The sequence below is a fragment of the Synechocystis sp. PCC 7509 genome (assembly GCF_000332075.2).
GTDB lineage: Bacteria > Cyanobacteriota > Cyanobacteriia > Cyanobacteriales > Chroococcidiopsidaceae > Aliterella.
In genome coordinates this window covers 438,136-464,701 of the sequence record NZ_ALVU02000001.1, presented here as the reverse complement: position 1 = coordinate 464,701, position 26,566 = coordinate 438,136, and the positions used below count along the sequence as shown (strand labels likewise).

General features: G+C 42.1%; 27 protein-coding genes. 17 read left to right on the top strand and 10 right to left on the bottom strand.

Annotated features, from left to right (window positions below; genetic code table 11):
• Positions 1–47 precede the first annotated feature (47 nt).
• From rpmE to panB, 4 genes are all read left to right on the top strand, one after another.
• On the top strand, positions 48–287 hold the full coding sequence (rpmE, locus tag SYN7509_RS0202375; RefSeq protein WP_009634228.1) for a 50S ribosomal protein L31: 240 nt from the start codon (positions 48–50) through the stop codon (positions 285–287).
• 72 nt (positions 288–359) lie between these two features.
• Positions 360–1,454: a peptide chain release factor 1 gene (gene prfA, locus SYN7509_RS0202370; RefSeq protein ID WP_009634227.1), complete on the top strand. Its 1,095-nt coding sequence runs from the start codon at positions 360–362 to the stop codon at positions 1,452–1,454.
• 35 nt (positions 1,455–1,489) lie between these two features.
• Positions 1,490–2,335, top strand: a complete 846-nt coding sequence (locus SYN7509_RS0202365) for an Rpn family recombination-promoting nuclease/putative transposase (protein ID WP_009634226.1) — start codon at positions 1,490–1,492, stop codon at positions 2,333–2,335.
• Positions 2,336–2,376: 41 nt separating this feature from the next.
• Positions 2,377–3,147, top strand: coding sequence for a 3-methyl-2-oxobutanoate hydroxymethyltransferase (panB, locus tag SYN7509_RS0202360; protein ID WP_009634225.1), 771 nt, complete (start codon positions 2,377–2,379; stop codon positions 3,145–3,147).
• Positions 3,148–3,200: 53 nt separating this feature from the next.
• Here the strand turns inward: panB and SYN7509_RS0202355 are convergent, their stop codons facing one another.
• Positions 3,201–3,473 (bottom strand): photosynthetic electron transport-dependent transcriptional regulator PedR, encoded by a 273-nt coding sequence (locus SYN7509_RS0202355; protein WP_009634224.1) that lies wholly within the window; start codon positions 3,471–3,473, stop codon positions 3,201–3,203.
• 123 nt (positions 3,474–3,596) lie between these two features.
• Between SYN7509_RS0202355 and SYN7509_RS24935 the strand changes: the two genes are divergently transcribed.
• Positions 3,597–4,010, top strand: a complete 414-nt coding sequence (locus SYN7509_RS24935; RefSeq protein WP_009634223.1) for a DUF4168 domain-containing protein — start codon at positions 3,597–3,599, stop codon at positions 4,008–4,010.
• A 62-nt stretch (positions 4,011–4,072) separates the two neighbouring features.
• On the top strand, positions 4,073–5,044 hold the full coding sequence (locus SYN7509_RS0202345) for a carbohydrate kinase family protein (RefSeq protein ID WP_009634222.1): 972 nt from the start codon (positions 4,073–4,075) through the stop codon (positions 5,042–5,044).
• A 128-nt stretch (positions 5,045–5,172) separates the two neighbouring features.
• Here SYN7509_RS0202345 and SYN7509_RS0202340 read toward each other — a convergent pair whose 3' ends face one another.
• Complete coding sequence (locus SYN7509_RS0202340; RefSeq protein ID WP_009634221.1) at positions 5,173–5,496, bottom strand: MgPME-cyclase complex family protein; 324 nt, start codon at positions 5,494–5,496, stop codon at positions 5,173–5,175.
• A 33-nt stretch (positions 5,497–5,529) separates the two neighbouring features.
• Positions 5,530–6,249 carry a pyridoxine 5'-phosphate synthase gene (locus SYN7509_RS0202335; RefSeq protein WP_009634220.1) on the bottom strand — a complete coding sequence of 240 codons (720 nt, stop codon included), beginning with the start codon at positions 6,247–6,249 and terminating at the stop codon, positions 5,530–5,532.
• Between the two features lie 73 nt (positions 6,250–6,322).
• Between SYN7509_RS0202335 and SYN7509_RS0202330 the strand changes: the two genes are divergently transcribed.
• Positions 6,323–6,640 (top strand): hypothetical protein, encoded by a 318-nt coding sequence (locus SYN7509_RS0202330; RefSeq protein ID WP_009634219.1) that lies wholly within the window; start codon positions 6,323–6,325, stop codon positions 6,638–6,640.
• Here the strand turns inward: SYN7509_RS0202330 and SYN7509_RS0202325 are convergent.
• Positions 6,637–7,380, bottom strand: coding sequence for a hypothetical protein (locus SYN7509_RS0202325; protein ID WP_009634218.1), 744 nt, complete (start codon positions 7,378–7,380; stop codon positions 6,637–6,639). The genes SYN7509_RS0202330 and SYN7509_RS0202325 overlap by 4 nt on opposite strands.
• An 84-nt stretch (positions 7,381–7,464) precedes the next feature.
• Here SYN7509_RS0202325 and SYN7509_RS0202320 point away from each other — a divergent pair, with 84 nt between their 5' ends.
• Positions 7,465–8,016 (top strand): thermonuclease family protein, encoded by a 552-nt coding sequence (locus SYN7509_RS0202320; protein WP_009634217.1) that lies wholly within the window; start codon positions 7,465–7,467, stop codon positions 8,014–8,016.
• 207 nt (positions 8,017–8,223) lie between these two features.
• On the opposite strand, the gene SYN7509_RS0202315 is transcribed toward SYN7509_RS0202320, so the two are convergent.
• Positions 8,224–9,741, bottom strand: a complete 1,518-nt coding sequence (locus SYN7509_RS0202315) for an ABC transporter permease subunit (protein ID WP_009634216.1) — start codon at positions 9,739–9,741, stop codon at positions 8,224–8,226.
• Between the two features lie 48 nt (positions 9,742–9,789).
• Here SYN7509_RS0202315 and SYN7509_RS0202310 point away from each other — a divergent pair, with 48 nt between their 5' ends.
• The gene (locus SYN7509_RS0202310; protein ID WP_009634215.1) at positions 9,790–10,545 is read left to right on the top strand and encodes an amino acid ABC transporter ATP-binding protein; all 756 of its coding nucleotides are present in this window, start codon (positions 9,790–9,792) and stop codon (positions 10,543–10,545) included.
• Here SYN7509_RS0202310 and SYN7509_RS0202305 read toward each other — a convergent pair.
• Both SYN7509_RS0202305 and lipB read right to left on the bottom strand, forming a co-directional pair.
• Positions 10,542–11,117 carry a Uma2 family endonuclease gene (locus tag SYN7509_RS0202305; protein ID WP_009634214.1) on the bottom strand — a complete coding sequence of 192 codons (576 nt, stop codon included), beginning with the start codon at positions 11,115–11,117 and terminating at the stop codon, positions 10,542–10,544. The genes SYN7509_RS0202310 and SYN7509_RS0202305 overlap by 4 nt on opposite strands.
• Before the next feature lie 4 nt (positions 11,118–11,121).
• Positions 11,122–11,799, bottom strand: coding sequence for a lipoyl(octanoyl) transferase LipB (gene lipB / locus SYN7509_RS0202300; protein WP_009634213.1), 678 nt, complete (start codon positions 11,797–11,799; stop codon positions 11,122–11,124).
• A 502-nt stretch (positions 11,800–12,301) separates the two neighbouring features.
• Between lipB and hpf the strand changes: the two genes are divergently transcribed.
• A complete protein-coding gene (gene hpf, locus SYN7509_RS0202295) occupies positions 12,302–12,949 on the top strand; it encodes a ribosome hibernation-promoting factor, HPF/YfiA family (RefSeq protein ID WP_009634212.1) in 648 nt (215 codons plus the stop codon).
• A 36-nt stretch (positions 12,950–12,985) separates the two neighbouring features.
• On the opposite strand, the gene SYN7509_RS0202290 is transcribed toward hpf, so the two are convergent.
• The 3 genes from SYN7509_RS0202290 to SYN7509_RS31190 all read right to left on the bottom strand — a co-directional run bounded on the left by SYN7509_RS0202290 (position 12,986) and on the right by SYN7509_RS31190 (position 14,978).
• A complete protein-coding gene (locus SYN7509_RS0202290; RefSeq protein WP_009634211.1) occupies positions 12,986–13,438 on the bottom strand; it encodes a peroxiredoxin in 453 nt (150 codons plus the stop codon).
• A gap of 100 nt (positions 13,439–13,538) precedes the next feature.
• Complete coding sequence (locus SYN7509_RS0202285; protein WP_009634210.1) at positions 13,539–14,750, bottom strand: HhoA/HhoB/HtrA family serine endopeptidase; 1,212 nt, start codon at positions 14,748–14,750, stop codon at positions 13,539–13,541.
• 105 nt (positions 14,751–14,855) lie between these two features.
• The gene (locus tag SYN7509_RS31190) at positions 14,856–14,978 is read right to left on the bottom strand and encodes a hypothetical protein (RefSeq protein WP_255327277.1); all 123 of its coding nucleotides are present in this window, start codon (positions 14,976–14,978) and stop codon (positions 14,856–14,858) included.
• Positions 14,979–15,106: 128 nt separating this feature from the next.
• On the opposite strand from SYN7509_RS31190, the gene SYN7509_RS0202275 reads away from it, so the two are divergent.
• The 7 genes from SYN7509_RS0202275 (at position 15,107) to lpxC (ending at position 26,502) form a co-directional block, all read left to right on the top strand.
• Positions 15,107–15,484 carry a hypothetical protein gene (locus tag SYN7509_RS0202275; protein WP_009634209.1) on the top strand — a complete coding sequence of 126 codons (378 nt, stop codon included), beginning with the start codon at positions 15,107–15,109 and terminating at the stop codon, positions 15,482–15,484.
• 268 nt (positions 15,485–15,752) lie between these two features.
• Complete coding sequence (locus SYN7509_RS0202270) at positions 15,753–16,073, top strand: hypothetical protein (protein ID WP_009634208.1); 321 nt, start codon at positions 15,753–15,755, stop codon at positions 16,071–16,073.
• 62 nt (positions 16,074–16,135) lie between these two features.
• Positions 16,136–18,262, top strand: a complete 2,127-nt coding sequence (locus SYN7509_RS0202265; protein WP_009634207.1) for a pentapeptide repeat-containing protein — start codon at positions 16,136–16,138, stop codon at positions 18,260–18,262.
• Positions 18,263–18,539: 277 nt separating this feature from the next.
• Entirely contained in the window at positions 18,540–22,367 is a 3,828-nt protein-coding gene (locus SYN7509_RS27435; RefSeq protein ID WP_084610617.1) for a bifunctional diguanylate cyclase/phosphodiesterase, read from the top strand.
• 79 nt (positions 22,368–22,446) lie between these two features.
• Positions 22,447–23,184, top strand: a complete 738-nt coding sequence (gene purC, locus SYN7509_RS0202255; RefSeq protein WP_009634205.1) for a phosphoribosylaminoimidazolesuccinocarboxamide synthase — start codon at positions 22,447–22,449, stop codon at positions 23,182–23,184.
• Between the two features lie 133 nt (positions 23,185–23,317).
• Complete coding sequence (locus SYN7509_RS0202250; protein ID WP_009634204.1) at positions 23,318–25,609, top strand: BamA/TamA family outer membrane protein; 2,292 nt, start codon at positions 23,318–23,320, stop codon at positions 25,607–25,609.
• Entirely contained in the window at positions 25,609–26,502 is an 894-nt protein-coding gene (lpxC, locus tag SYN7509_RS0202245) for a UDP-3-O-acyl-N-acetylglucosamine deacetylase (RefSeq protein ID WP_009634203.1), read from the top strand. Before SYN7509_RS0202250 ends, lpxC begins: the two co-directional genes overlap by 1 nt.
• The last annotated feature ends 64 nt before the right edge of the window (positions 26,503–26,566 follow it).

The following is a 26,566-nucleotide window of genomic DNA, read 5'->3' as shown; positions in this document are numbered from 1 at the left end:
AAATCCTCTAGGCTACAATAAAAATAACTAAATCCCTCACTAAAACAATGGCAAAACCAGATATTCATCCTAAGTGGTATCCCGAAGCAAAAGTTTATTGCAACGGCGAAGTTGTAATGACTGTAGGCTCTACCAAACCAGAATTGCACGTTGATGTATGGTCGGGAAATCACCCTTTCTATACTGGTACGCAAAAAATGATTGACACCGAAGGGCGTGTAGAACGGTTTATGCGTAAGTACGGCATGATGGAAGCCGAGCCAACTCAAGAAGAAGATAAAAAGTAGCGTTGGTTAGCTTTTAGCTTGTTGCTAGTCTAACTAACCTATCCTTCTTGAATAATTGCGCGGCTTTTCTTTATGGCTGAAACTTACCTATTAGACAAACTCAAGTCCGTCGAGCAAACCTTTAACGAACTCAACCGCCGCCTTGCTGACCCCGATGTTGCTAGAGATCCCGATGAAATGCAACGGGTGGCTAAGGCGCGTTCTTCCTTAGAGCGAGTAGTTGATAGCTACGAAGAATGGAAAATTGCCACTGAAGAATTAGTTGGCGCTCGTCAGGTGTTTAAAGAATCAGCCAGCGATCTTGAACTTCAAGAAATCGCCGCTAGTGAAGTGGAGGAATTAGAAGCAAAGTTAGAGCAACTAGAAATTCGCTTGAAAATGTTGCTCTTACCGCGCGATCCCAATGATGACAAAAACATCATGCTAGAAATTCGTGCCGGAACTGGCGGCGATGAAGCTAGTATTTGGGCAGGAGACTTAGTGCGGATGTATTCGCGCTACGCGGAAGTTCAACGCTGGAAAGTAAAGCTAGTCAGCGAATCTTTAGCCGAAATGGGCGGTTTTAAAGAAGCTGTTTTAGAAATTCAGGGCGACCAAGTTTACAGTAAGTTAAAGTTTGAGGCTGGCGTTCATCGGGTACAGCGCGTACCTTTAACCGAAGCAAGCGGACGAGTTCATACTTCTACGGCTACTGTTGCGGTAATGCCTGAAGTGGACGAAGTAGAAATACATATCGATCCTAAAGATATTGAAATGAGTACCGCTCGTTCTGGTGGTGCTGGTGGGCAAAATGTCAATAAAGTAGAAACCGCCGCCGATTTGTACCACAAACCTACAGGGATTCGGATTTTTTGTACTGAAGAACGCAGTCAGTTACAGAATAAAGAACGGGCGATGCAGATTTTACGAGCGAAGTTGTATGAAATGAAGTTGCGAGAACAGCAAGAAGCTGTAACTTCTATGCGGCGACTTCAAGTTGGGACAGGATCTCGATCAGAGAAGATTCGGACTTACAATTACAAAGATAATCGCGTTACCGATCACCGTTTGGGACAGAACTTTGTCCTTAACCCAGTCATTGAAGGGGACTTGGAAACCATCACCCAGTCTTGCATCTCTCAAGATCAGCAAGAGCGATTAGCAGAACTTGCCGCTTCTAGTTCTTGAGTGTTGTAAAATCTTTGTAGTTGGAAAATTGTTGGGTGAAAACTGATAGCCTTTTTTACCTATTGTTTCAAGAATTTCCTAATATCTTTTTTGAACTTATCGGTACTACACCAGAAATTGCTAACAATTATCAGTTTTCATCGGTGGAAGTCAAGCAAACTGCTTTTCGCATTGATGGGGTTTTTCTTCCTAACCTGGAAAGCGATCGCATTTACTTTGTAGAAGTACAGTTTCAGCCACAGCAAGAATTTTATTCAAGGTTTTTGGCGGAAATATTTTTGTATCTGCGGCAAAATCAGCCAGAAAATGATTGGAGTGCGATCGTTTTGTATCCCAGTTCCAGTACAGACGCAGGCAATATAAAACATTACCGAGAATTTTTTGATAGTGGGCGAATTAGACGCATTTATCTTAACGAGTTAAGCGGAGAAGTTTTTGAAAACTCTCTAGCAATTAAAACTCTAAAGTTAATAATTGCGCCCACATTAAAAACCGTCGAACAAGCAAAAGAATTAGTAAATCGATTTAGGCAACAAGGCAACCAACTACAACAAGAAAAATTTGTACAATTAGTAGAGACAATCTTAGTTTATAAGTTGCCTAACCTAAGTCGGGAGGAAATAGAGGCAATGTTTGAGTTAAGCGATTTGAAACAAACGAAGGTTTATCAAGAAGCAAAACTTGAAGGGAAGCTAGAAGGCATTCAAGAAGGGAAGCTAGAAGGCATTCAAGAAGGCAAGCTAGAGGGCATTCAAGAAGGTAAGCTACAATCTGTGCCGCCATTATTAGCACTGGGGTTGACATTGAAGCAAATAGCACAGGCGTTAGGTTTGAGTATGGAGCAAGTTAGACAGGTTGCCCAAAATCAAACCACAGAGTAAATTTAGCTAGAAAAGCGATCGCACCCAATCTTATCAACAACATGGCAATTACTCCCCAGCAATTGATTAAATGGAAACAACAAGGAAGACCCATTGTTGCTTTAACTGCTTGGGATTACGTTTTTGCTCAGTTATTAGATAATGCGGGTGTCGATTTAGTTTTGGTGGGAGATTCTTTAGCAACAATTCTAGGCTATGAAAATACTCTCCCTGTAACTCTAGACGAAATGATCCATCATGCTAAAGCGGTGCGTCGAGGAGTAAAAAACGCTTTACTTGTCGTTGATTTGCCGTTTTTAACTTATCAAGAAAGTTCTGGGCAAGCGCTACATTCGGCGGGACGAGTATTGAAGGAAACGGGCGCTCAGGCAGTAAAGTTGGAAGGTGGTTATCCGGCAATGGTGGAAACTGTGGCTTATTTGGTGCAAGCGGGTATTCCGGTCATGGGTCATGTTGGTTTGACTCCCCAATCTATTCATCAGTTGGGATTGCGCCAACAGGGAAAAACGAAGGAAGCTGGGGAAAAAGTTTTAAACGAAGCGATCGCACTGCAACAAGCTGGAGCTTTTAGTATGTTGTTAGAACATATCCCCGCTTCTTTAGCTTTACAAATTACTCAAAAACTAACTATTCCTACCATTGGTATTGGTGCGGGGGTTAATTGTGACGGTCAAATCTTAGTTACCGCCGATTTACTCGGTCTTTCGGAACATCAACCACCTTTTGCAAAAAGTTATACTGACTTGCGCGCCCAAATTGCGTTGGCTGTGCAGAATTTTGGGCAAGATGTTCGAGAAGGGAAGTTTCCTTAGTAGTTTTGCAGGCAGACAGAAGGGAATAAATTTTCTGGCTGCTTGCTTTTATACTAGGATATGCGATCGCTATGGATAGGCAAAGTACAACAATTGACTTCATCCAAACAAACTTTACCCCACTGTAATGCCCATCGGACAAGCTCTACCCGGTTATTTGCTCCCGTTTTGTCAAGAATATTACTAATATGATTATCGACAGTACGTTTGCTAATTTCTAACTCGTCAGCAATTTTTTCGTTAGTTAAGCCAGCAGCCACTAATTCGATAATTTGCATTTCCCTGTCAGATAGAGACGCGGGGGTTTGAGACTCGCTAATAGCCATGACTTAATTTTATTCCTTTAGTATATTTACTTAGTATCCTTCTTAATTCTAGAGGATGCTTGCAGAGTCAGACTTTGCGCCGCAAAGGAATCAACAACAATTTTTACTCTTTTAGCGATATTTATGCTGTTTCATACTGTAAGAATCTACTTGTTAGTAATATTTTTTACCTTTACTTTACTAACAAATGCTGGTGCAAGCCTTGCCGAAGTATCCATACAAAAGACTTCGCCAGAAACAACTCAACTACGTCCATTGCTTGATGCAACTACTATTCCTGCCGAAAAAGTAAATAAATTCGTGCAGGCATATTTACAAGTTTGGCAATTAATTTCCAGTCGAGAAGGAGAATTGCAAGCGGCGGAGACGGAGTTGCAATCGTTACGAATCGCCCAAGAAATTGAAACAGAAGCTTTTGCGATTATTGAAAAAGCAGGTTTGACAAATCAAGAGTATTTACAGCTATTGGGACTTGCTAATATTGATCCCGAATTTGGGGAAAGGGTAGCAACTCAATTGCAGGAAGCAAAAGACTAAGTTGTTAGGCAATTGAGGCGAATACGTCAGATAATAGCTGTATTCTGCTGACCTATGCTGCTATGAGCAATCCTCGCATACTTTGCCTTGGGGAAATTTTATTCGATTTGCTAGCCGATCAAATTGGGCGATCGCTCGATCGAGTCGAATCTTGGACACCCTACCCCGGTGGCGCACCTGCAAATGTTGCTTGCGCGTTAACAAAACTAGGCTCCACTTCCGGCTTTATTGGCTGCATTGGGGAAGACGAACCAGGAAATCAATTAATCCAAGTTTTAGCAGCTTCAGGAGTCGATATAAGTGGCGTACAGCGACATAAAACCGCCCCTACTAGACAAGTTTATGTGGTGCGGACAGAAGCGGGCGATCGCATTTTTGCCGGATTTGGCGACTTAGACACTACAGAATTTGCCGATACTCAGTTGCAAGCTGATGGATTACCCGAAAAGCTATTTGCAGAAGCAGATTTTTTAGTGTTAGGAACGATCGCTCTTGCTTATCCTCATAGCCATACCAGCGTTTACCGCGCGCTACAATTAGCCGAACAGTACGATATTAAGGTAGTTTTAGATGTCAACTGGCGAGCAGTATTTTGGCAGCAAGATCCAAACACCGCTCGGCCAATTATTCAAAAAATCTTTAATAAAATTGACTTTCTCAAGCTTTCCAAGGAAGAAGCGCAATTTTTATTTGACACTACAGATCCCGGCGCAATCACTTATCGCGTAGATACCCTCGAAGGCGTGGTTATAACTGATGGCGAAAATGGTTGCAGTTATTGTTTGTCGGAAAACGAAGGAAAAGTCCCCGCTTTTTCTGTCCCTGTCGTTGATACAACGGGCGCGGGAGATAGTTTTGTGGCGGGTTTTGTCTATCAACTAGCACAATCAGGAATCGGGAATCTTAGCGACCCAGAAATGGCAAAAAAAGTAGTAACCTATGCTAGTGCGGCGGGAGCTTTGACAACTTTAAAACCCGGTGCGATCGCATCTCAACCTACGGCGATAGAAATTGCCACTTTTTTAGGTTACTAACATTGCGAACGTTGTAGGGGGCGGCATTTTTGGGATGAATCCTTCTCCCCAAAAGATGCCTTCGCAAAGCATTGCACCCCTACGGTTAATATTTATCAATCATGGGTGCGATCGCCATAGAAAAACCTTTACACCGCTACTATTGAAGCTAAAGGCTCGGCAATTGTGATAGAAGGTGCGGCAAATTCCCCGGTCAGCACGTACTCTAAACGTAGTTTGAGCCAAGTAATAAACTGCTGATTAGTTGAAATAATTGCTGTTGGTTGGGGTGGACATTGGGCTTTAATTGCTGCCATTTCTGGCGCTTCTAAAAAAGCTGGTTGCTTAACTAACCAAAAATCAATAGCTTTTTCGTTTTCGTGATAGTTGCGAGTGCGTTCAGTTAACACTTCATCGATTGGTTCTTCCACTAAAAAGCGATCGCTCGCCAACACATAGTAATACGTCTGCATAGTTTTATATAGCAAAAATTTGATTCTACCTTATTACTTTCCCTGCATTGCTTGCTTCATTTCTCTTACTGCTCGTTCTATTCCCACCAGTGCAGCGCGGCTAATAATTGTATGACCAATATTAAGTTCTTCCATCCCCTCAATACAAGCCACTGGGTAAACATTCCAGTAAGTTAGCCCGTGACCCGCATTTACTCGTAAACCTGCCTCTATGGCTTGTTTGCAGCCTTTAGCAAGTATGGTTAATTCTTTTTGGCGACTAGCTTCATTTTTTGCTTCTGCGTACTGTCCTGTATGCAGTTCAATAAATTTAGCCTTTACTTTAACCGATGCTTCAATTTGTGATTCCTCTGCATCGATAAATAAACTAACAGGGATACCCGCAGATTGTAATTTGTCTACTATTTCACCAATGCGATCGCTCTGAGCAACAATATTTAACCCACCTTCTGTTGTCACTTCTTCCCGTTTTTCGGGGACTAAAGTTACATAATCAGGCTTAACTTCTAAGGCAATATTTACCATTTCATCGATAGCCGCCATTTCTAGATTAAGATGCGATCGCACAGTTTGCCGCAATAAACGTACATCCCGATCTTGGATATGTCGCCGATCTTCGCGCAAATGTACAGTAATTCCATCCGCACCCGCTAATTCTGCCAAAACCGCCGCCGCTATAGGATCGGGTTCTACCGTGCGCCGTGCTTGCCTAATCGTGGCAATATGATCGATATTTACTCCCAGCGTTAGCAATTTCTATCTCCTGTTTGTGTCAATTTCTTATCAGCCAAGGCAAAATAAAAAATAGGTTTAATACATTTGTTCTATGAAACTGCGAATTTTAGCAACCCTAACTATACTTGCCACAACGTCGCTTAATTTCCCCGTCAAAGCTCAATCAGTCGTGCCACAAAGTTCAGACAATCAGGTTTTAAACGCTTGCGTCCAAAACCAAGCCGAAACTTTACCCGTACCTTTTAGCGATGTTCCCCCGGATCATTGGGCTTTTAAAGCTGTAATGACAATGTACTATTGCGGGGCTTTCCGCCAAGCTACGCCTCCAGCTTTATTTGAGCGATTAAAACCCACTCAAAGCCAAACGCAGTCTCAAGCGGAAAACTCACCGCCAGCAAAGCCAAATTAAGCGGCGGCTAAATCGGGGATGTTTGGAGTTTCTTCTTGGGGAATACCCTCTTGAACTAAGTTCGGTGGTTGTCCCTTTGGCTGCATTAAGCCACCAATCATCGCTAACATTGCGTTTACTTTACGAGTGCGCCACTTATCTACTAACTCTTGAACATCCGCCCCACTCATCCGCCGTTGCATTGCTTCGTAGAGGTACGCTGCATGAAGAGTTTCGTCACTAGCAACGCTAAGTAAACTCTTTTTGAGATTGCGACTTGTGGCTTCATCTTCGGAAAGAACTTTCGCCATCCGCGCAAAGTCTTTACTCGCATCTAGTTCTAAAATATAGGTGCTACCGATAAATACATCCCAATCTATATTTTCTGTCTTTAGTTGCTCGGAAGTGTAACCTTCAAAAAAAGCATCAAAAAATGGGCTGCGTTGGCTAGATTCAGCTTTTTTTGGCTGACTTTTAAAGTCAATAACTTGTTTATTTATCTGCTTTAAAGCGTGAGCAAATATTTGTCCATGCCTTTTTTCGTCTTCAGCGTGTTGGGCTAGTTTCTCGGCCATCCATGTATCGCCTTCCGTCGCCGCGCGACTTCTTAGTTTTTGTAACATAGGTACAGCGCCGGATTCTGCAAGCTGGAACATTGCTAGGGTATTCGGGCGAGTTAAAGGATCGCGGATTTGACGGGCGCTAAAATAAGCCACGCCACTAGACCCGACTAGGTGCAAAATGTGAGTAATCAAGCTCATAAGTGTTTGCGCTGTAAGTAAGAAGTCTACTTAACTTATGTTAACGATCGCTTATAACAATTGCACGGCTATCAAAGTATTGCTATGAAAATCCCTCAAAGATTATTTTATTTATGTCTAATCCCCATTTTTACCCTTTGGTTGCAGGGCTGTAACTCCCCGAATCAATACTCTGTTAAGCGCGTCAGTGATGGCGATACGATGGCTTTAACCGATTCCGGGGGCGCAGAGGTTAAAGTCCGCTTTGCTTGCGTTGATGCGCCGGAAATTGCCCATACTAAAGCTGAAAAAGCTAGTAAAAAATCTGTAGATAAGGATCAGTTTAAATGGGGAAATCAAGCACAGATGCGCGTTGAGCAGTTAATTAAACAAAAGGGCGGGTTTGTTACTTTAACTATTACCGATACCGACCGCTACGGACGCAAAGTTAGCGAAGTTCGTTTAGGCGATCGCACTTTTATTCAAGAAGTCTTAGTTCGTGAAGGTTTAGCCCTCGTTTATCGTCCTTATTTGAAAAATTGTCCTAGCGCCGCAGCTATCGAACAAGCGGAAACTGAAGCCAAAAGCAAGCGTCGCGGCGTTTGGAGTGATGCTAAGTTTGTTGAACCTTGGGCTTATCGTCGTCGCACAAATTAAGTTATATTAACTAAAAAAAATTCTTTTTTTTGTCTTTTACCCCTTTACAAAGGGGGGGCTTGACAGTACAATTAGATAGTGAAAGTGTGAGTATTTATACACTGAACTCAAACTTCCCATTATAAAATAAATTTAACAGATTGCAATAGCTAATTACAATAACTTTTGTAAAGAAAATTTCTTAATAAAACTACACAAAACTTTAACTCAATTTGCTTTGCGAGTAACAGGATTAAACCACTGTTCTAGACGGCTAAAAACTTGAGATGAGAAGATAGTTAGCACCAGATAGATAAAAGCCACCGCCGCATAGATTTCAAAGGAGCGATAATTAGTAGCAACAATGAGTTGTCCGTTGCGAAATAGCTCCTCAAAGCCAATTACCGCTACCAAGCTAGTATCTTTGAGCATACTAATAAATTCATTACCCAAGGGTGGTAGCATCCGCCTTAAAGCTTGAGGAAAGACGATATAGCGCATAGTTTGATTAGAACTCATCCCCAAAGATTCCGCCGCCTCCGATTGTCCCGTTTCAATTGATTGAATTCCCGCGCGGACAATTTCAGCAATATAAGCTGTACTATTAAGACTTAAAGCAATTACCGCCGCCGTCCAACGATTGAGATTGAAGCCAAGTCCGAGTTCTTGAGAAATTGCCGGAATGCCAAAATAAATCATAAAAATCTGCACTAGCAAAGGCGTACCTCGGAAAAAATCTATATAAGCCCTCGCCGCCCAACGAATAGGTAAAATCTGAGAAAGGCGGATAATTCCCAGTAAAGAGCCACCTATCAAGCCCAAAACCACCGATAAAGCCGTAAGTTGTAGCGTTACTAAAGCACCGCGCAATAGTAAAGGCATTGCTGTAGCGATCATTGTAAAAGCCCCAAAAAAACCAGAATCCGTTGTATTTTCAGTTTGAAAAGGCAATCTTTCCGGTAAAGTTGGAGGCTCAACCCCGAACCATTTTTGATAAACTTGGGCGTAGACACCGTTACCAAGCAACTTTGTCAAACCGCGATCGATTAAAGCCAAATTCGGCGATTTTTTAGGAGTCGGAAAGCCAAAATACTCCTCAGTCAGCAGTTTTCCAACCACTTTAACGCCTGCAACATTTCCCGAATTAATCGCATACAAAATTACTGGCTCATCGTGCAGTAAAGCATCAACATTACCGTTAAGCAACTCTTGAATTGCTGTAGGTGCATCGTCAAAACTACGAACTTCTGCCCCAGGAATCGCCGCCGCCTTTTCTGCGCCCGTTGTGCCAATTTGCACAGAAATTCGCTTATTATTTAAGCTTTCAAAGCCTGTGATACTTTTGTCATTAGTGCGAATGGCGATCGCCAGTCCCGATCTAAAATAAGGACGAGAAAAAGAAACCGTCTTCGCCCTTTCTTCAGTAATTGTCATCGCCGCCACCGCCGCATCGATAGCACGCGCCTGTAACGCCGGAATCATCCCCGCAAAAGGCAAATTTTGATAAGTTATCTTAAAACCTGATTCACGGGCGATCGCATTCATCAAATCGACATCAAAACCTTGCAATTCCCCTTTGTCGGTTTGAAACTCAAAAGGTGGATACGTCCCTTCTACCGCAATAGTTAGCGTTTTGTCCGCCGCCAAAGAATTAGAATTAGTACAACCAGTAACCAAAATCAAACAAACTAACGCCGTAACTATTTGCAGCCACCAGTAGTTAGTTTTTTGCTTGTCTCTATACATATTTAGCTAATAAATTTATCCCACCATACAATCAAACGATAAATAAATATGGACAAAGCGATCGCATTTGAGAATATTGAGAAAACCTTTGGCGCTCTAAAAGTCCTCCAAGGAATCACGGGCGCAATTAATCAAGGGGAAGTTGTCGCCGTGATTGGTTCTTCTGGCTGTGGTAAAAGTACCTTGTTGCGCTGTTTTAACCGCCTAGAGGCCATCGATCGCGGAAAATTGGTAGTTAACGGCATTGATATCTCTCACTCCGCCTTAAACTACCGAACTCTGCGCCAATTGCGAAGTTTGGTAGGGATGGTATTTCAGCAATTTAACTTATTTCCTCACCTCAGCGTTTTAGAAAACCTTACCCTCGCACCGCGTCAGGTATTAGGCAAAACTCAGAAAGAAAGCGCCCAAATTGCCGGAGTTTATCTTGACAAAGTAGGCTTATTTGATAAAGCATCAGCTTATCCAGAACAATTATCGGGGGGACAAAAACAACGAGTAGCGATCGCCCGTAGCTTGTGTATGAATCCGCAAATTATGCTATTTGACGAACCGACTAGCGCCTTAGATCCAGAACTTGTAGGAGAAGTATTGCAAGTAATGCAGCAATTAGCCGCCGATGGGATGACGATGGTAGTTGTAACTCATGAAATGCAATTTGCGCGGGAAGTAGCAAGCAAAGTCATCTTTTTAGACAAAGGCAAAATAGAAGAACAAGGGATAGCGCGTGAAGTTATTGATAGTCCTCAAAGTACCCGCTTACAGACATTTCTCAGTCGTTTAAAAATAACCAGTAATTTCTAATCTTGCAAGGCTTGAGAAAATGCGATCGTTGCATCGTATTGATCGGGCATATTTAAGCAACGCACGAGTAAATCTATATTTAATTCTGGTAAAAATTCGCTCTTATCTACCTGTTCGTACTTATTACCCTGTAAGTGATAAATAAAAACTTGCTGTCTTTGGTAAAACCAAACTTCTGGTACACCCCAGCGCCTGTATTTTTCTAACTTATTTACACCACCGCTAGTAATGACTACTTCAATAGCTATATCTGGAATTGGCTTCACAAAATCTAAGTTGTAAGATTCGTCAGGTTCTCCCCTTGCGCCATCCTCACGACTCCCTAGCGTATATCCGCCTGTAGTATAAAATCTTCTACCAATATGTCGTAAGTAAGTTTCCAACAACAACCCTACAGTACCTTTTGATTCTTCATGCGCTGGTGAAGGGGACATTATATCTAGAGTTCCATCCAAATAAGTTAGACGTATTTTTGTTTCTTCTAGCAAAGATGCGATCGCCTCAAACTTTTCCCACGAGATATCGTAAACAGTAATAATCGATTCTTGGTTGCTAGTCTCTAATTCCAACATGGTGCTACAACTCCTGAAAATCAACTCCAAAGACTTCCGCAAAAGCTACTGTTACTTGGGTTCGTACTTCCTCTAACTTAATACCTGAAATCCATTGCGCCATACTCCCTACAGCTTTATCTGCAATTCCACAAGGGACAATTTGCTCAAACCCTGTTAAATCGGGACATACATTTAAGGCGAAACCGTGCATAGTTACCCAGCGACTAACTTTAATACCGATCGCACCCACTTTAACCCCTTCTACCCAAACTCCTGTTAAACCAGCAATGCGATCGCCTTTCAACCCATAAACCGCCAAAACCCTTATCAATACTTCCTCTAACTGCCGTAAGTACCAGTGCAAATCTTGACGGTAATATCTCAAATTCAATATCGGGTAGCCGACTAATTGACCCGGACAATGATAAGTAACTTCACCACCTCGCTCTACTCTATACACCTCAAAAGCATTTTTGTCAATATCAAAGTTCAAAAACTCTAGACTAGCACCTTGTCCCAAAGTATAAACTGGTGGATGTTCTAGCAAAATTAGGGCATCATTCAACTCAGGATTATCAATTCGCTCTTGTAGTAGCTTTTTTTGCCAAACCCAAGCTAGAGAATAACTTACTAGCTTCAGGTTATATAAGTAACAGCAACGGCGGTGAGTTTCGATTAATGTTTCATTACTCGGAATCATTACAAAAATCAAGGGTAATTTTTACTAAATTTGACTTTAAACTTCGGTGCTAAAATCAAGAATTGTTAACGGATGCAAAAAATCTTGAAGCCAGAGCAAAATAAACGTTTTCCGGTTTGCAAAGTGGTAGGGTAAATGTATGACCTCAAATCGGCAGGGAGGAAGTTTCTTCTAACCTAACTTACGCACTAGAAAGCTGAAATATTTAAGGGCAAAATATCAATATCTATACCGTTGATATAAGGTCTAAATATTTCCATCGTGACTGTCAAATAATTAAGTTGGCGATCGCAAGCTAATAAATTTTAGCAGTTGCCAAGGTAATTTATATAACGTGCGTGGTAGCAATAGAAAGACATTTAAGTTGGAATTGGATACTAAGGAAACCTAAGAAGGCATTGCCCCACTAAACCAAGGAATAGTTACTTGTAACAGCTATTACCATAGCTTTGCCTTTGAAAACAACAATTTGCACAAGCAATTTTTTAGCGGAGAATTAAATATGAAGCTTGTCATTCACGGCAAAAATATTGAACTTACCGATGCAATTCGTGAGTACGTACATCAGAAGATTGAAAAAGCAGTAAATCATTTTCAATCTTTGACCACCGAAGTAGATGTACATTTATCTGTAGCCCGTAATCCACGCATTAGCAGCAAGCAATCAGCAGAAGTGACAATATATGCCAACGGTAGTGTAATTCGTGCCGAAGAAAGCAGCGAGAGCTTGTATGCAAGTATAGATTTAGTCGCAGATAAAATAGCCCGTCAACTGCGAAAATACAAAGAAAGAAGACAAGCTAATAAAGCGAGTGTAGAGACAACAGTAGAAGTAGATAGCGAAGAACAGATACCATTAGTATCTGACTTAATTGGCGATCGCACTCCTCAATTACCTGCCGAAGTTGTCCGTACTAAGTATTTTGCCATGCCACCAATGACCGTATCCGAGGCATTAGAGCAATTACAGAATGTAGATCATGATTTTTATATGTTCTGCAATGCCGAAAGCGGAGAAATTAACGTAATTTACGAACGCAATCATGGCGGCTATGGTGTAATTCAACCGCGCAACAACGGACACGCTAATAATAGCAATGGCAAATCTGCCCAAACTAAAATTAGCGAAAAACCCCATTTAGTGAAATAAGAATAAGTGGGCGTGCATTTATGTACGCCCACTTAACTACGCTGCTTGCAGAGTTTTTAGCGATTCTTCAATATGACCTTTAAAGTTGAATTGCGAATTGAAAATATTTTTGACAATTCCTTGCTCGTCGATAACATAAGTTACCCTTCCTGGAAGTACAAACGCCGTTGACGGGACACCGTAAAGCTTACGAACTTGGTTGTCTTTGTCGCTAAGTAAAGTAAAAGGTAAATTGTACTTAGTGGCAAACTTTTGGTGAGATTCTGGAGAATCGGCGCTAATCCCCATAACTTCCGCTCCAGCAGCTTTAAATACTTCGTATTGATCTCGAAATTCACAAGATTCCTTGGTACATCCTGGGGTGTCGTCTTTGGGGTAAAAGTAAAGTACCACAGACTTTTGATTGCGAAAATCATTCAGGCTAACAGAGTCACCAGATTGAGAGAGTAGAGTAAAATCTGGTGCTGGATCTCCAACTTTAACGGACATAGTAATTAGTTATCGCGTTTATTTTTGTTATCCTAGCGCGATCGCCTTCTCGAACAAAAAGCCAAGGAAGCAATACTTGTTTTGTATTGCTTCCTGATAATTATGCCGCCTCGCTTTGTAACTCCCCAGCTTTCACGCCTATTTGCTGGGTTTGATTTCCACGCTGGATTTTGAGTTGCAGTGTTTGACCAACGCGGCTATTTTCAACAATATTTTGCAACTGTTCCCCAGTCGTTACAGATTGCTTATCAATTTGCAAAATAACATCGCCGCGCCGCAAACCCGCCGATGCTGCGGGGGAATTTGGAACTACGCGCACCACTAAAACACCCTCAACTTCCGGTACATTAATGGGAGAATTGGGATCGGTATTATTAGCTTTGGCAAGTTCTGGAGTTAAATTCTCCATTTGTACGCCTAAATAAGGGTGAGCAATCCTTTCACCGCGCATCAATCTGTCTTTAATCTCTTTGGCTTTATTAATCGGAATTGCAAACCCAATTCCCATTGCATCGGCGCGAATGGCGGTATTAATCCCAATTACTTCACCTCGGTCGTTTAGCAATGGCCCACCAGAATTACCGGGGTTAATAGCTGCGTCAGTTTGGATAAATTCTAAGCGTTTATCAGGAATACCAACTTGAGCGCTAGAGCGTTTTAGAGTGGAAACAATACCTAAAGTAACCGTACTATCAAAGCCTAAAGGATTTCCTACGGCGATCGCCCAATCTCCCACTTGCACCTCTGAAGAATCTCCCAAAGGTGCGACAGGTAAATCGCCGTTAGTGGAATTAACCTTAATTACCGCTAAATCGGTAACTTCGTCAGCGCCCTGTACCGTGCCTTCTAAGGTGCGTCCGTCTTTCAACCTTATAGTTACCTTATCCGCCTGATTAACTACGTGAGCATTGGTCAAAATCTCACCGCTACGGTCAATAATAAATCCCGATCCTATCCCTCTTAACCGTTCTTCTGGCATTCGCTGGGGGAAACTTTCCCCAAAAAAGCGCCGAAAGGTAGGATCGTCAAACATCGGATCGTTAATTCTCCGCGTTACGGTACGCTCAGTATCAATGCGAACTACCGCCGAACCTACGCGATTGACGGCGGTGGCGACAAAGTTATTCGAGCCTACATTGGCTCTGGGGGGCTTTTGGGCAACAATTTGGGGAGAATCTACTTCGGTCGGGATCGATAGAGCTTGAGACGGCAAGACTCGCAAACTACTAAAGGCGAACAATACCCCAAAAGCGATCGCCAGTCCATGAGTAATTAATTGACGTAAGGAGCGCAATTTATTCTTTAATCGCATAGTACCAATAATTCAATAACCGAAATAAACAGCAACTGCTCTTAGTGTATTTTATGGCAATACTAGAAGTGCAGATTGTCCCTAGCATCCTTATTTTCTGGTCGTTCAGCCTCCAGGAGTTAAAAGCAAAACTATCCTAGGGTCAATACTTTGACGAATGATTAATCGATATAGTTGCGATCGCCCTTTAAATTCTGGTGTAGCCAACCCAAAACCCTCAATTGCCAAAATTCAGCGCCCTTCCCTCCTACTAAAATTGCTTGGAACTCTACTAAAATCCGTTGGCAGGGTAGTTGCTTTTAATACACCGTAGCTATTGGTTATCCTAGAGATAGCGCAATTAAAATCACCTAAAAATGAGTCTCAAATCTTTCGATCTCAATATTTCTAATTTAGGACGGTGGATCGCTGTTATTGGAGTTTTTTGGCTAATTGGAAGCGTCGGTCTAGGCTGGTTAGTAAACTGGTTTTTAATTTTGGTGGGCTTACTGCTACTAATACCTGTTTTAGGCTTTTTTGGCTTCCGTTTTTGGCTGCAAAATAACCTAATTCAAGACACTTGTCCTGTTTGCCATTACGAATTTACAGGCTTAAATAAAACTCAATTGCAGTGTCCCAATTGCTCCGAACCATTGCAGGTAATCCAAGGCAAGTTTAATCGCCTAACTCTGGCGGGAACTATTGACGTGCAAGCAGTGGAAGTATCTAGTTCATCGTGGGACGAGTCAAAGTGAACTGCAACCATAATCATACATAGCTAGTTTTTCTAGTTTAAACTTAATATTTCTACATCCTAAATTAGGAAATAAATTATATAATTATGCCACCCTTAACTAACGCTAGATAGCAAAGATGGTATCTAGAAGCACAATAAAGATTTACCAGAGTTGTTCGCTAGGATGCAATTTCCAAATCCGAAAATTCGCTAAAATTTCCTAACCAAACAATGTTTGTCGTCTTATAATTGCTGACTAAAGATTGTTATCTAGCGCCAAACACCAAATGAATACCGAAGAAAGCGAACAAGATTTAGAGCATCGTTTGCAACAATTGGAAGTTTCCACTCCAACTAATGCCCACCCAGCAACAACCAACTCACCTACCAGTAACGGTTCGGTAACAAGATTAAACAAATTCATCAACTTGTTTAAGTCTCTACCTAACGCGGGAAAGATAATTGTAGTCGGCGTAGGAATTATAGTTGGCTTTGCGGTACTAAAAAGCTTATTAAACTTAGTAGCAGCGCTGTTTAGCCTAGCGTTTTTAGGGTTGGTAGTGTACTTTGTGTATCAGTTTTTAGTAGCTCGTAGCTCTCAAAATTAGCAAAGTCATAAATCCGTCGACGCTGGGAACAGGAATAAAAAATTTATATAAAGGATATTGAGATGGCTAATCCAAGTGTGAGGAGAGGGGGCGATCGCAATTATAAGCAAGCACGGCTACAACCACTACCATTAGTGACTAGACGCTTTGCTGCTTGGGCGATCGAAATATCAATAATTGCCAGTAGCGCTATAGTTCCCTACAGCGTGGGAATGTATGCCAAAACCCATTTAGTAGAGCAAGTACCCTTAAATCCGGTACTAGCAGTAACAGAAAAAGTCATAATCGCAACCTTTGCTTTACCTCCTAGTAGAGAGGTAAGCGAAGTACCACCCCTAACTAACTTCTTATGGTCGGTAGCCCTGGCAACACCAATATTACTAGGTAGCTGGCAAATATATTTACTCGCTAAAACTGGTAGCACGTTGCCTAAGCGCTGGTTGGGTGTCCGCGTAGTCACTACCGCCGGAAACCCGCCGGGGTTAGCAAAAACTATCCTCCGCGAAGGTATCGTAACTTGGGGATTGCCTTTATCGATTGCTTACGTAGTATGGCGTTGTAGTGGCTTATTTCCCGATCCAGCAATGCTGACTATCTTAGCCGGGGTAATGGTACTAGGAGAAGGCATCAGCGCTCGATTTGACCGTCAGCGCCGCTCGTTGCACGACTTAATATCGGGAACCTACGTTGTCAATGCCAGTCGCATCTATGCCCCCAATACGGGTCGCTTAGGAGAAAATAACGGACAAGGGATTAAGTGGGATACCTCTACTACTTATAGTGGCAAACAAACCGCCGCGCCGGTAAGCGAGGCGACAATTGTTTTAACAAAGAAAAAGGAACAGCAGCGCGACTTGTGGATTTGGATGCGTCGCCATCCCAAATTTGTTTTGACTGTTGTTGCCAGTTGTAGCGTCGGAACAGTAGTGGGAACTTTAATTGCCACTCAACTTTACGTTCGCACGCAAATAGGTAGCGGGCAAGTTGCCGAATATAATAGCGAACAGTTATTAGCAGCTACGAAACAACTGAATGCTACTGAAGCAAACACCTTAGCCCAGCGAACGGAAGCAATTTTAAATTTGGGTACAGTAAATAATCCCCAAGCACAGCAGTTGCTCGTCAATTTGTTAGCGCAATCTTCCAGCCCCGAACTAACTAAGGTAATCCAACAAGCGTTGGTTACAAGTGGCACGGAGGTATTGCCAGCACTGCAACGATTGAACTTGTCTTTAGCCACTAATCCCGCCGCTAATAGCCAGCAGTTGCAATCAACCCAAAATGCGATCGCCGAAATTCTGTCTATTTATAGCGGCAAATTGACTTCGGTACAACTAGACCGCATCAACTTAAGTGAGACTGATAATTTTAGCTTAGTCCTTAACCAAATTGATTTAGCGGGAATTGAACTTAGTGGAGCAAATCTCGACCGGGCTAATCTAGCGGCAAGTCATTGGCAAAGTGCAGGAAATGATGGCATCGTCAATACTTTTGATGATGCTATTGCCACCCTTAACGATGCTCAAATGAAATTTGTTAACCTTACTGAAGCCGACCTCAGCCGTGTCTCCATGCAGCGCGCCAACTTGCTTCATGCTCTGCTTAACCGAGCTAACCTAGCTCATAGCAATCTTTCTGGTGCTAATCTTAGTAGCGCTCAGATGGTAGAAACCGATTTGCAACAATCTGTACTAACCCAAGCAAGTCTTACAGGGGCAGATTTAGGCGCAGCCAATTTAGCGAAAGCCGATCTTTCCTCTGCTCGTTTGAGTCGAGTTAGTGCCTTAAAAACTAACTTTCAGCTTGCTAATTTAAGTGCCACCGATTGGCAAGGAGCAGATTTATCAGGAGCAGATTTGAGTAGTGCTAATCTTAGCAACGCTAACTTAAGCGCTGCTCGATTGCAGAATGCTAATTTGCGTCAAGCAAATCTACAAAACGTTAGCTTGCGAAATGCTGATTTGCGAAATGCTGATTTGCGAAATGCCGATTTGCAAAATGCCGATGTAGCTGGAGCAATTTTTATTGATGCCAAATCTACTCAAGCAGACGGATTTATGCAAACACCTGTGGCAGAATCCCCATCGGTTCTACTTAAAGGCGTTGACTTTACAAATGTTAAAAACTTAGACACTACCCAACTTGCAGCTATTTGTCTGCAAGGTGGTAATCATCCCCGTTGCCCATAATCGCATTTTTGGGATCTGGAAACGGCGCGTAAAGATTAGCTAAGGCGTGGCAATTGAAACAGTCAATTTCTATCTTATCTTAGTTGAAATTACTGAGACTTAAGCAACTCACTTAAAAACGATATCTTTGTACTTCTAGTACACTAGGTTGCTGGAAATACAAAAGTAAGCCAAAATCGAGATAGGTTTGGCTTACTTTTTTTAGTTCAATTGTGCTGATTCTTAAAAGTAATAAATTGCTTTTCGCTCGTTATATAAGCACAAGTCAAAGTTAAAGATGAAAATACAACAAAAATTACTTCTTAGCTTTCTTCTACCTTCCCTTATGGCAGGGATAAGTGTTTGTTTTGAAGTCGCTAGTAACTTAAGTATTCTTAACAATTTTGCTCAAGTTAATCAACGTGTTAGTAAAAAATTTATAGCTCTAACAAAAATAAGGGTTGCAGGCGAATCAATTCAAACCTCTGCTAACGATATCCTCATAAATCAAAATAATTCTAGTTCAAAACCAACCAATCTACTATCAAATAAACTGCAAATCTACGCAGATATTAAAAGAGAATTAAATAATATTGCTATCAATTTGAACAATTTTGAGGCAGCCATAGAAAAAAGTATTTATATAAATAAGCAGAGCTTATTTAAAAAAGAATACGAAATTCAAAAGGAAGAAGACAAATTAGAAAATATAGAGAATTTAACGAAAAAAACAGCTATTTACAGTCAGCTTGTTAGGGAATATTTAGAGTTAACTGATACAGACATTAGCAAAGCTGAAAGCTTTCTCAAACAAAATTTATCACCATACTTTAGAAATGTATTAGTGCCTTTGATTGAGGAAGTTTCTACAGATATACAAGTAGAACTTACAAAAGAGATTAAAATTATTGAAGAAAGTATTGTAAACGACAATATAGTAATTATTATCTTTGCTGGCTTAATTTTTACTATCAGTATTATTTTAAGTTTGGTATTGTCCCGCTCTATTTCTCAGCCAATAGTCCAACTAAAAAAAGCCGCTTTAAATATTGCCAAAGGCAACTGGAATACAGAAATAAACATTAAAAATAAAGATGAGCTTGGCAGTTTAGCAAGAAGCTTTAATCAAATGAATGAAGCTTTGCAAAAAACAACTGTTTCTAAAGCTTATGTAGATAATATTATTGAAACTATGCTAGATAGCTTGATAGTCTTGGACAGCAACAAAATAATTGTCAAAGTTAATCAAGCTACCCTGGATTATTTAGGTTACACAGAGGAAGAAATAATTGACCAACCTTTTGCAAAAATATTTGTTCAAACAGAGATCCTTAATAATATTGAACAACAAAAATCAATTAAAAACTTGGAAACAAGTTATTTAAAAAAAAATGGCGATCGCCTACCTGTATCTTTTACAAGTTCGTTGATGCGAGACGAGACAAAAGAAATTCAAGGAATAGTTTGTGTAGCGGAAGATATTAGGGAACAAAAAGCACAATTGCGCGATCGCGCAATTGCGGAAGCCGAAAAAAATTTACTAGCTACAGCAATTTCCTATGCTGCCGAAGCTATAGAAATTACCGATACAGAAGCCAGGTTTATCTATGTTAACCCTGCCTTTGAAGCCATAACAGGCTATAAGCGTGCGGAAGTAATGAGTAAAACATCGGCAGCACTACTTAGAAGTGGCAAGCACGATGCAGCTTTTTATCAACAAATCGCAGTCACCTTAAGTAATGGTCAAGTATGGAGTGGTAGCTATATTGGTCGGCGTAAAGATGGATCTCTTTACCATCAAGACGTAACTATTTCTCCAGTATTTGACTTAGCTGGATTGGTTACTCACCATGTTGCTGTCAAGCGAGACATTACAGAACGTAAAAAAGCTGAAGAAAGACTAGAAAAAATTAATCAATGCTTTTTAAGCTTCAAAACAGAGCCAAGTGCCAATATTAATCGACTTACGGCTTTATGTGGAGAATTATTAGAAGCAAGTTGCGCTTTATATAATCGCTTAGATAAAGGTACATTGTACGCCGCAGGACAATGGGAAACTCCCGAAAACTACAACCCGGTGCATAAAATTGAAGGCAGTATTTGTTACGACTTAATTACTGATAGTAACAATGAAGCCTTAATTATTAACGATTTGCTGAATACAAAATACGCCCAAAGTGAACCTAACGTTCGGCAGTACAATTTACAAACCTACATTGGTCAAGTTGTCAAAAGTGAAGGCGTTGCCATCGGTGCAGTGTGCGCTCTGTACAAAAAAAACTTTATTCCTAGCAATGCCGATTGCAAAATCCTCGGAATTATTGCCGCCGCTATTGGTGTCGAAGAAGAACGTAGAATCACGCAACAAGCCTTAAGTGTTAGCGAACAAAGGTACGCTTTAGCGGCGCAAGGTGCTAACGATGGACTGTGGGATTGGAATCTATTCACAAAGGAAATTTATTTTTCGCCTCGCTGGCAAGCAATGTTGGGTTTAACGGCGGGCGAAATCGGCAACACCGCTAATGATTGGTTTAGTCGCGTCCATCCCCAAGATATCCAGCAATTAAAAAAAGCGATCGCCTCTCACCTTGAAGGGCAAGTTCCCTATTTAGAAAATGAATACCGCATTCAGCATCAAGACGGCAAAGAGCGGTGGATGCTAGTGCGAGGATTGGCTGTTAGCGACAAGAGCGGCAAGCCCTATCGTCTAGCTGGTTCTCAAACCGACATTACCTCAAAAAAAGCAGCCGAAGCTCAGTTATGGTATGACTCCTGCCACGATAGCTTGACGGGATTAGCCAATCGTCGCCTATTTATGGAGCGTTTGCAAGCAGTAATTGCCCATCCCCGACAAAACAAAGATTATTTATTTGCTGTCCTGTTTTTAGACTTGGATCGCTTTAAAGTGATAAACGATAGCTTGGGTCATGATATAGGCGATCGCTTATTGGTAGAAATTGCTCAGACTTTAAAGTCTTGCGTGCGTCCTCAAGATACTGTCGCCCGTTTGGGTGGCGATGAATTCACAATTTTACTAGACAACATCAATAGTCGTGACAACGCTACTCAAATTGCTGAACGGATTCAACATAAACTTGCCTTACCGTTTAATCTTGGTGGTCATCAAGTATTTAGTACCATAAGTATCGGGATTGCTTTAAGTAGCGATGGTTATGAGCAAGCTGAAGACATTTTACGCGATGCAGATATGACCATGTATGGCGTAAAAACTCAAAAAACTGGCAAAGAATGCTATCGAGTTTTTGACCGCACCCTCCACTCTCAAGCTAGGACGATGTTGCTATTGGAAAACGATTTGCGAGGAGCGCTCGGACGGGAAGAATTTGTTTTACACTACCAGCCAATTGTCTCACTCAAAAACTTTCGCATTACTGGTTTTGAAGCTTTGATCCGTTGGAAACACCCAGAGCGCGGCTTAGTTTCGCCGCTCCAATTTATTCCCCTGGCGGAAGAAACAGGATTAATCAATGCTATTGGTTATTGGACATTGTACGAAGCTTGCCGTCAATTGAAATCGTGGCAAGAGCAGTTTCCCGGCAAACCGGCTTTAGTTGTCAGCGTCAATCTATCTACTAAACAATTTGCTCAAACAGATTTAATCGAGCAAATTGAAAAAGTTTTACAAATAACTGGACTGGAAAGTCGTCATTTAAAACTAGAAATTACTGAAAGCGTCTTGGTAGAAAATGCCGATCGCGTAACTGCCATGCTCGTAAAAATGCGTCAGTTGGGAATGCGGTTATCTCTAGATGATTTTGGCACAGGCTACTCATCTTTGAGCTATATGCACAGCTTCCCCATTGATACATTAAAAATAGATCGTTCTTTTGTTATTGATGTGGATACAGAACTAGGCAAAATAGAAATTATCCGCACGGTAGTTGGACTTGCGTGGAACTTAGGTATGGATACTGTTGCTGAAGGAGTTGAAACTAAAACTCAGATGTATCAACTTAAGTCTTTAAAATGCAACTTTGCTCAAGGCTATTACTTCTCAAAACCCTTAGATGCGATCGCTGCTGAAGTTTTGATTGATGAAGAGCGAGAGTATTTTGGCAGCACTGAAAAAGTTGAAGGACTAAAATTTTGGGAAAAAAATAAGTAGAATTACCTTGATTGCAAACCACAGGTAGAATAGTTAAGCCTACTTTATTGTAGGTTTATTGCGACCATTTAAACTATATATGTCCTGCTCTTTACTCTACGAAGGCAAAGCAAAAATTATTTATGCTACTGCCGATCCAGAAATTGTACTTGTTGACTTTAAAGACGATGCTACAGCTTTTAATGCTCTTAAGCGCGGCAGTATTAATGGTAAAGGCGCGATTAACTGCCAAATATCTGAAAAATTGTTTCAATATTTGCAGCAATGCGGTATAACAACCCATCTGATCGATTGTCCAACTTTGAAGCAAATGCGGGTACGAAAAGTAAAAATTTTGCCCTTAGAGGTAGTTGTCAGGAACATTGCTGCCGGGAGTCTCTGTCAACAGACAGGATTGCCTTTAGGAGAAATTTTACCTCAACCACTGGTAGAGTTTTACTACAAAAATGATGCTTTGGGAGATCCTTTATTGACCCACGATCGCCTATTATTACTGAAACTCGCAACTCCTGATCAAATCGATCGATTAATTGCGCTGGCTCTACAGTGCGATCGCTACTTAAGCGAATTTTTCTCAAACTGTAACTTGACTTTAGTAGACTTCAAACTAGAGTTTGGCATCGATAGTAGCGGGCAACTACTTTTAGCTGATGAAATTAGCCCCGATACTTGCCGCCTTTGGGATAATTTGGAAGCCGACCTCAAAAATCGCGTCATGGATAAAGACCGCTTTCGACAAGATTTGGGCAAAGTAGAAAACGCTTATCAGCAAGTCCTAGAGAGGGTATTAGCCCAGTTTAATGCTATGAATAGCTAGGAGAAAAAGTAAAATAATTTTTATTGGTTTATTAAAGTTGATAACTTAGGAGCAAACAAATAGTGCAAAGTCTTCTAAGCAGCCTTGTCGCTCTAAATTATGGTGTGTGGACGTGTTAAATAATTTCAATAAAATGCCAATAATTACCTACCGTTGGGTGCTTCAGCGCCCAGTCAAATTTACTCTATGGTTAGTTTTAGCAATTTCAACAAGTCAAATTTTGACTCCAGAAATTGCCAAAGCACAACCACCAGTTACAAACAAAACTTCACCGCCATCGGCGCAGGCTAAAGAAATTCCTAGTAATAGTATTGTGGTAGAGGCGATCGCCACCGGGCAAGAAGTAGCACAAAATGAGGCGATCCCAACCCCCTCAACTACGCCCAACCAATCCACCACCGATACAGATACCCCCGTAAATCCGTCAGCCCCGATCATTCCCGCGCCGGGAACTGAAGGCATACCCCAACAGGAAACCCCCAATCAACTAGAATTTGATATTACTCCAGGAAATCAAACTCCGACGATTGAAAACAATCCTCCCCCATCGACAACTCCACCAGTCCCCCAAGGCACTCCCACCCCAGGAACTGCTACCCCCGAAGCGGACTCGCAATCAAACCCAGAGGTGCTAGTAGGAGAAGTATTAGTTCAAGCTCAAGAGGGACAACTAACAACAGAACTTGAAAACGAAGTATACCAAGCAATTAGAACGCAACCAGGACGGACAGCAACGCGATCGCAATTGCAAGAAGACATCAACGCTATTTTTGCCACTGGCTTTTTTGCCAACGTCCGCGCCGAACCTCAAGATACACCTTTGGGAGTGCGAGTTACGTTTATCGTCCAACCAAATCCAATTTTACGCGCTGTGCGGGTGCAGGCAAATACCGGGACAGACATCCCATCGGTAATACCAGAAAAAGTTGTCGATGACATATTTAAAGAACAATACGGCAGTATCTTGAATTTGCGCCGTTTTCAAGAAGGAATTAAACAATTAAATAAATGGTATCAAGATAACGGCTACGTCCTAGCGCAGGTAAACGAAGCGCCCCAAGTAGCCGCCGATGGGACAGTGACCTTAGCGATCGCCGAGGGAGTAATTGAAGATATTCAAATTAGCTTCCGCAATAAAGAAGGAGACGCAACCGACGATGAAGGAAAACCAATTGTTGGCCGCACGCGGGAATTTATTATTACTCGCGAACTAGAACTTAAACCGGGACAAATCTTCAACCGCACTACCGTCCAAAGAGATTTGCAACGAGTCTTTGGACTAGGGTTATTTGAAGACGTGAATGTATCCCTAAACCCCGGAGAAGACCCGCGTAAGGTAATTGTCACGGTCAACGTTGACGAAAAAAATAGCGGTTCGGTAGGGGCGGGCGCGGGCTTCAGTTCCTCTAGCGGCTTATTTGGTAGTTTGAGTTATCAACAGCAAAACTTAGGCGGTAATAACCAAGATTTGGGGGCAGAATTTCAAATTGGTCAGCGAGAACTATTATTTGATTTGCGGTTTACAGACCCTTGGATTGGCGGCGACCCTTACCGCACATCTTATACCGTTAATACCTTTAGACGGCGGACAACTTCGCTAATTTTCGACGGCGGTGAAAATGAAATTACTCTGCCTAATGATGATCGCCCCCGCATCCTGCGGCTAGGCGGCGGCGTAAACTTTACTCGTCCTTTGTCCAAAGATCCCCTGCGCAAGTCAGAATGGACAGCCTCGGCGGGACTTGAGTACCAACGGGTATCGATCCGCGACTCGGACGGCGAACTTAGCCCGGAAGATGAATTAGGCAACGAATTAAGTTTTAGCGGTGACGGCACGGACGATTTATTGACCTTGCAAGCTGGGGCAGTACGCGATCGCCGAAATGATGCCATTCGACCTACCAGTGGCTCTCTTGTCCGGTTTGGGGTAGAGCAATCTGTGCCTATAGGCGCAGGAAATATTTTGCTAAATAGAGTCAGAGGCAGCTACAGTCAATACTTCCCCGTTAGCTTTATTAATTTTAGTGACGGTCCCCAAACTTTGGCTTTTAATATTCAAGGCGGTACGGTACTGGGAGATTTGCCACCTTATGAAGCTTTCTTGTTAGGCGGTAGTAACTCGGTGCGCGGCTACGATGAAGGCGATTTAGGTAGCGGACGCAGTTTTGTCCAAGCTACCGCCGAATACCGCTTTCCTGTATTTTCAATTGTCGGCGGCGCTTTATTTTTTGATGTTGGTACAGATTTAGGCAGTGGAAACAACGTCCCTGGCGATCCTGCGGGAGTGCGGGGAAAATCTGGTAGTGGCTTTGGCTACGGTCTGGGGGTAAGAGTTCAATCACCTTTAGGGCCAATTCGGATTGATTACGGTTTTACCGATGAAGGCGACAGCCGCTTGCACTTTGGTATAGGAGAAAGGTTCTAATGGGCGAGGAGGAACAATCAGCCACTAGAAACACTTTAGCGACTCAAATTAGCTTGTCGGGGGTAGGGCTGCATAGCGGGGTGAGTACCACCGTGCGAGTATTACCCGCTCCCAGAGAAGGGCGCTACTTTGTGCGCGTGGATTTGCCCCAAAAACCTGTTATCCCCGCCAATGTAGCCGCCGTAACCAATACACAGCTATCAACTCAATTGGGTATAGGAGAGGCAAGCGTTCGCACTGTAGAGCATCTCCTAGCAGCGTTAGCGGGTATGGGAGTGGATGATGCGCGAATTGAAATAGATGGGCCAGAAGTGCCTTTATTAGAAGGTTCTGCCCAACGGTGGGTAGAAGAAATCGCCGCCGCCCGTTTAGTGCGATCGCCCTGGAAGTCGCCCCAAACCCCTTTGTTAACCCCGATTTGGGTACACTACCAAGATGCCTTTGTCGCTGCCTTGCCAGCCCCCATAACGCGCTTTACTTACGGAATTGACTTTGATGATGTCCCAGCTATCGGCAATCAGTGGTATAGCTGGGCTAAATCAGGGCTAGGAGAACATTCTTTTGCCCAAGCCATTGCGCCAGCGCGGACTTTTGGATTAGCACACCAAATTGAGGCACTACAGCAACAAGGTTTAATTAAGGGTGGAAGTTTAGATAATGCTTTAGTTTGCGATCGCACTACCGGATGGTTAAATCCGCCCTTGCGGTTTGCAAATGAGCCAGTACGTCATAAAATTTTAGACTTAGTAGGAGATTTAAGCTTGGTTGAAAATTTGCCTATTGCTCATTTTTTGGCTTACAAAGCCAGCCACAACCTACATATTCAACTTGCCCAGCTAATACAAAAGTTGAAAACTGGGCAGGGAGAGCCAGAAAATTTTATTACTCCTTAAAGATTTCATCTTCTATGGCATCTGCCTAAATCATTTCTAAACAAACGCCCCCTGCTACAGATAA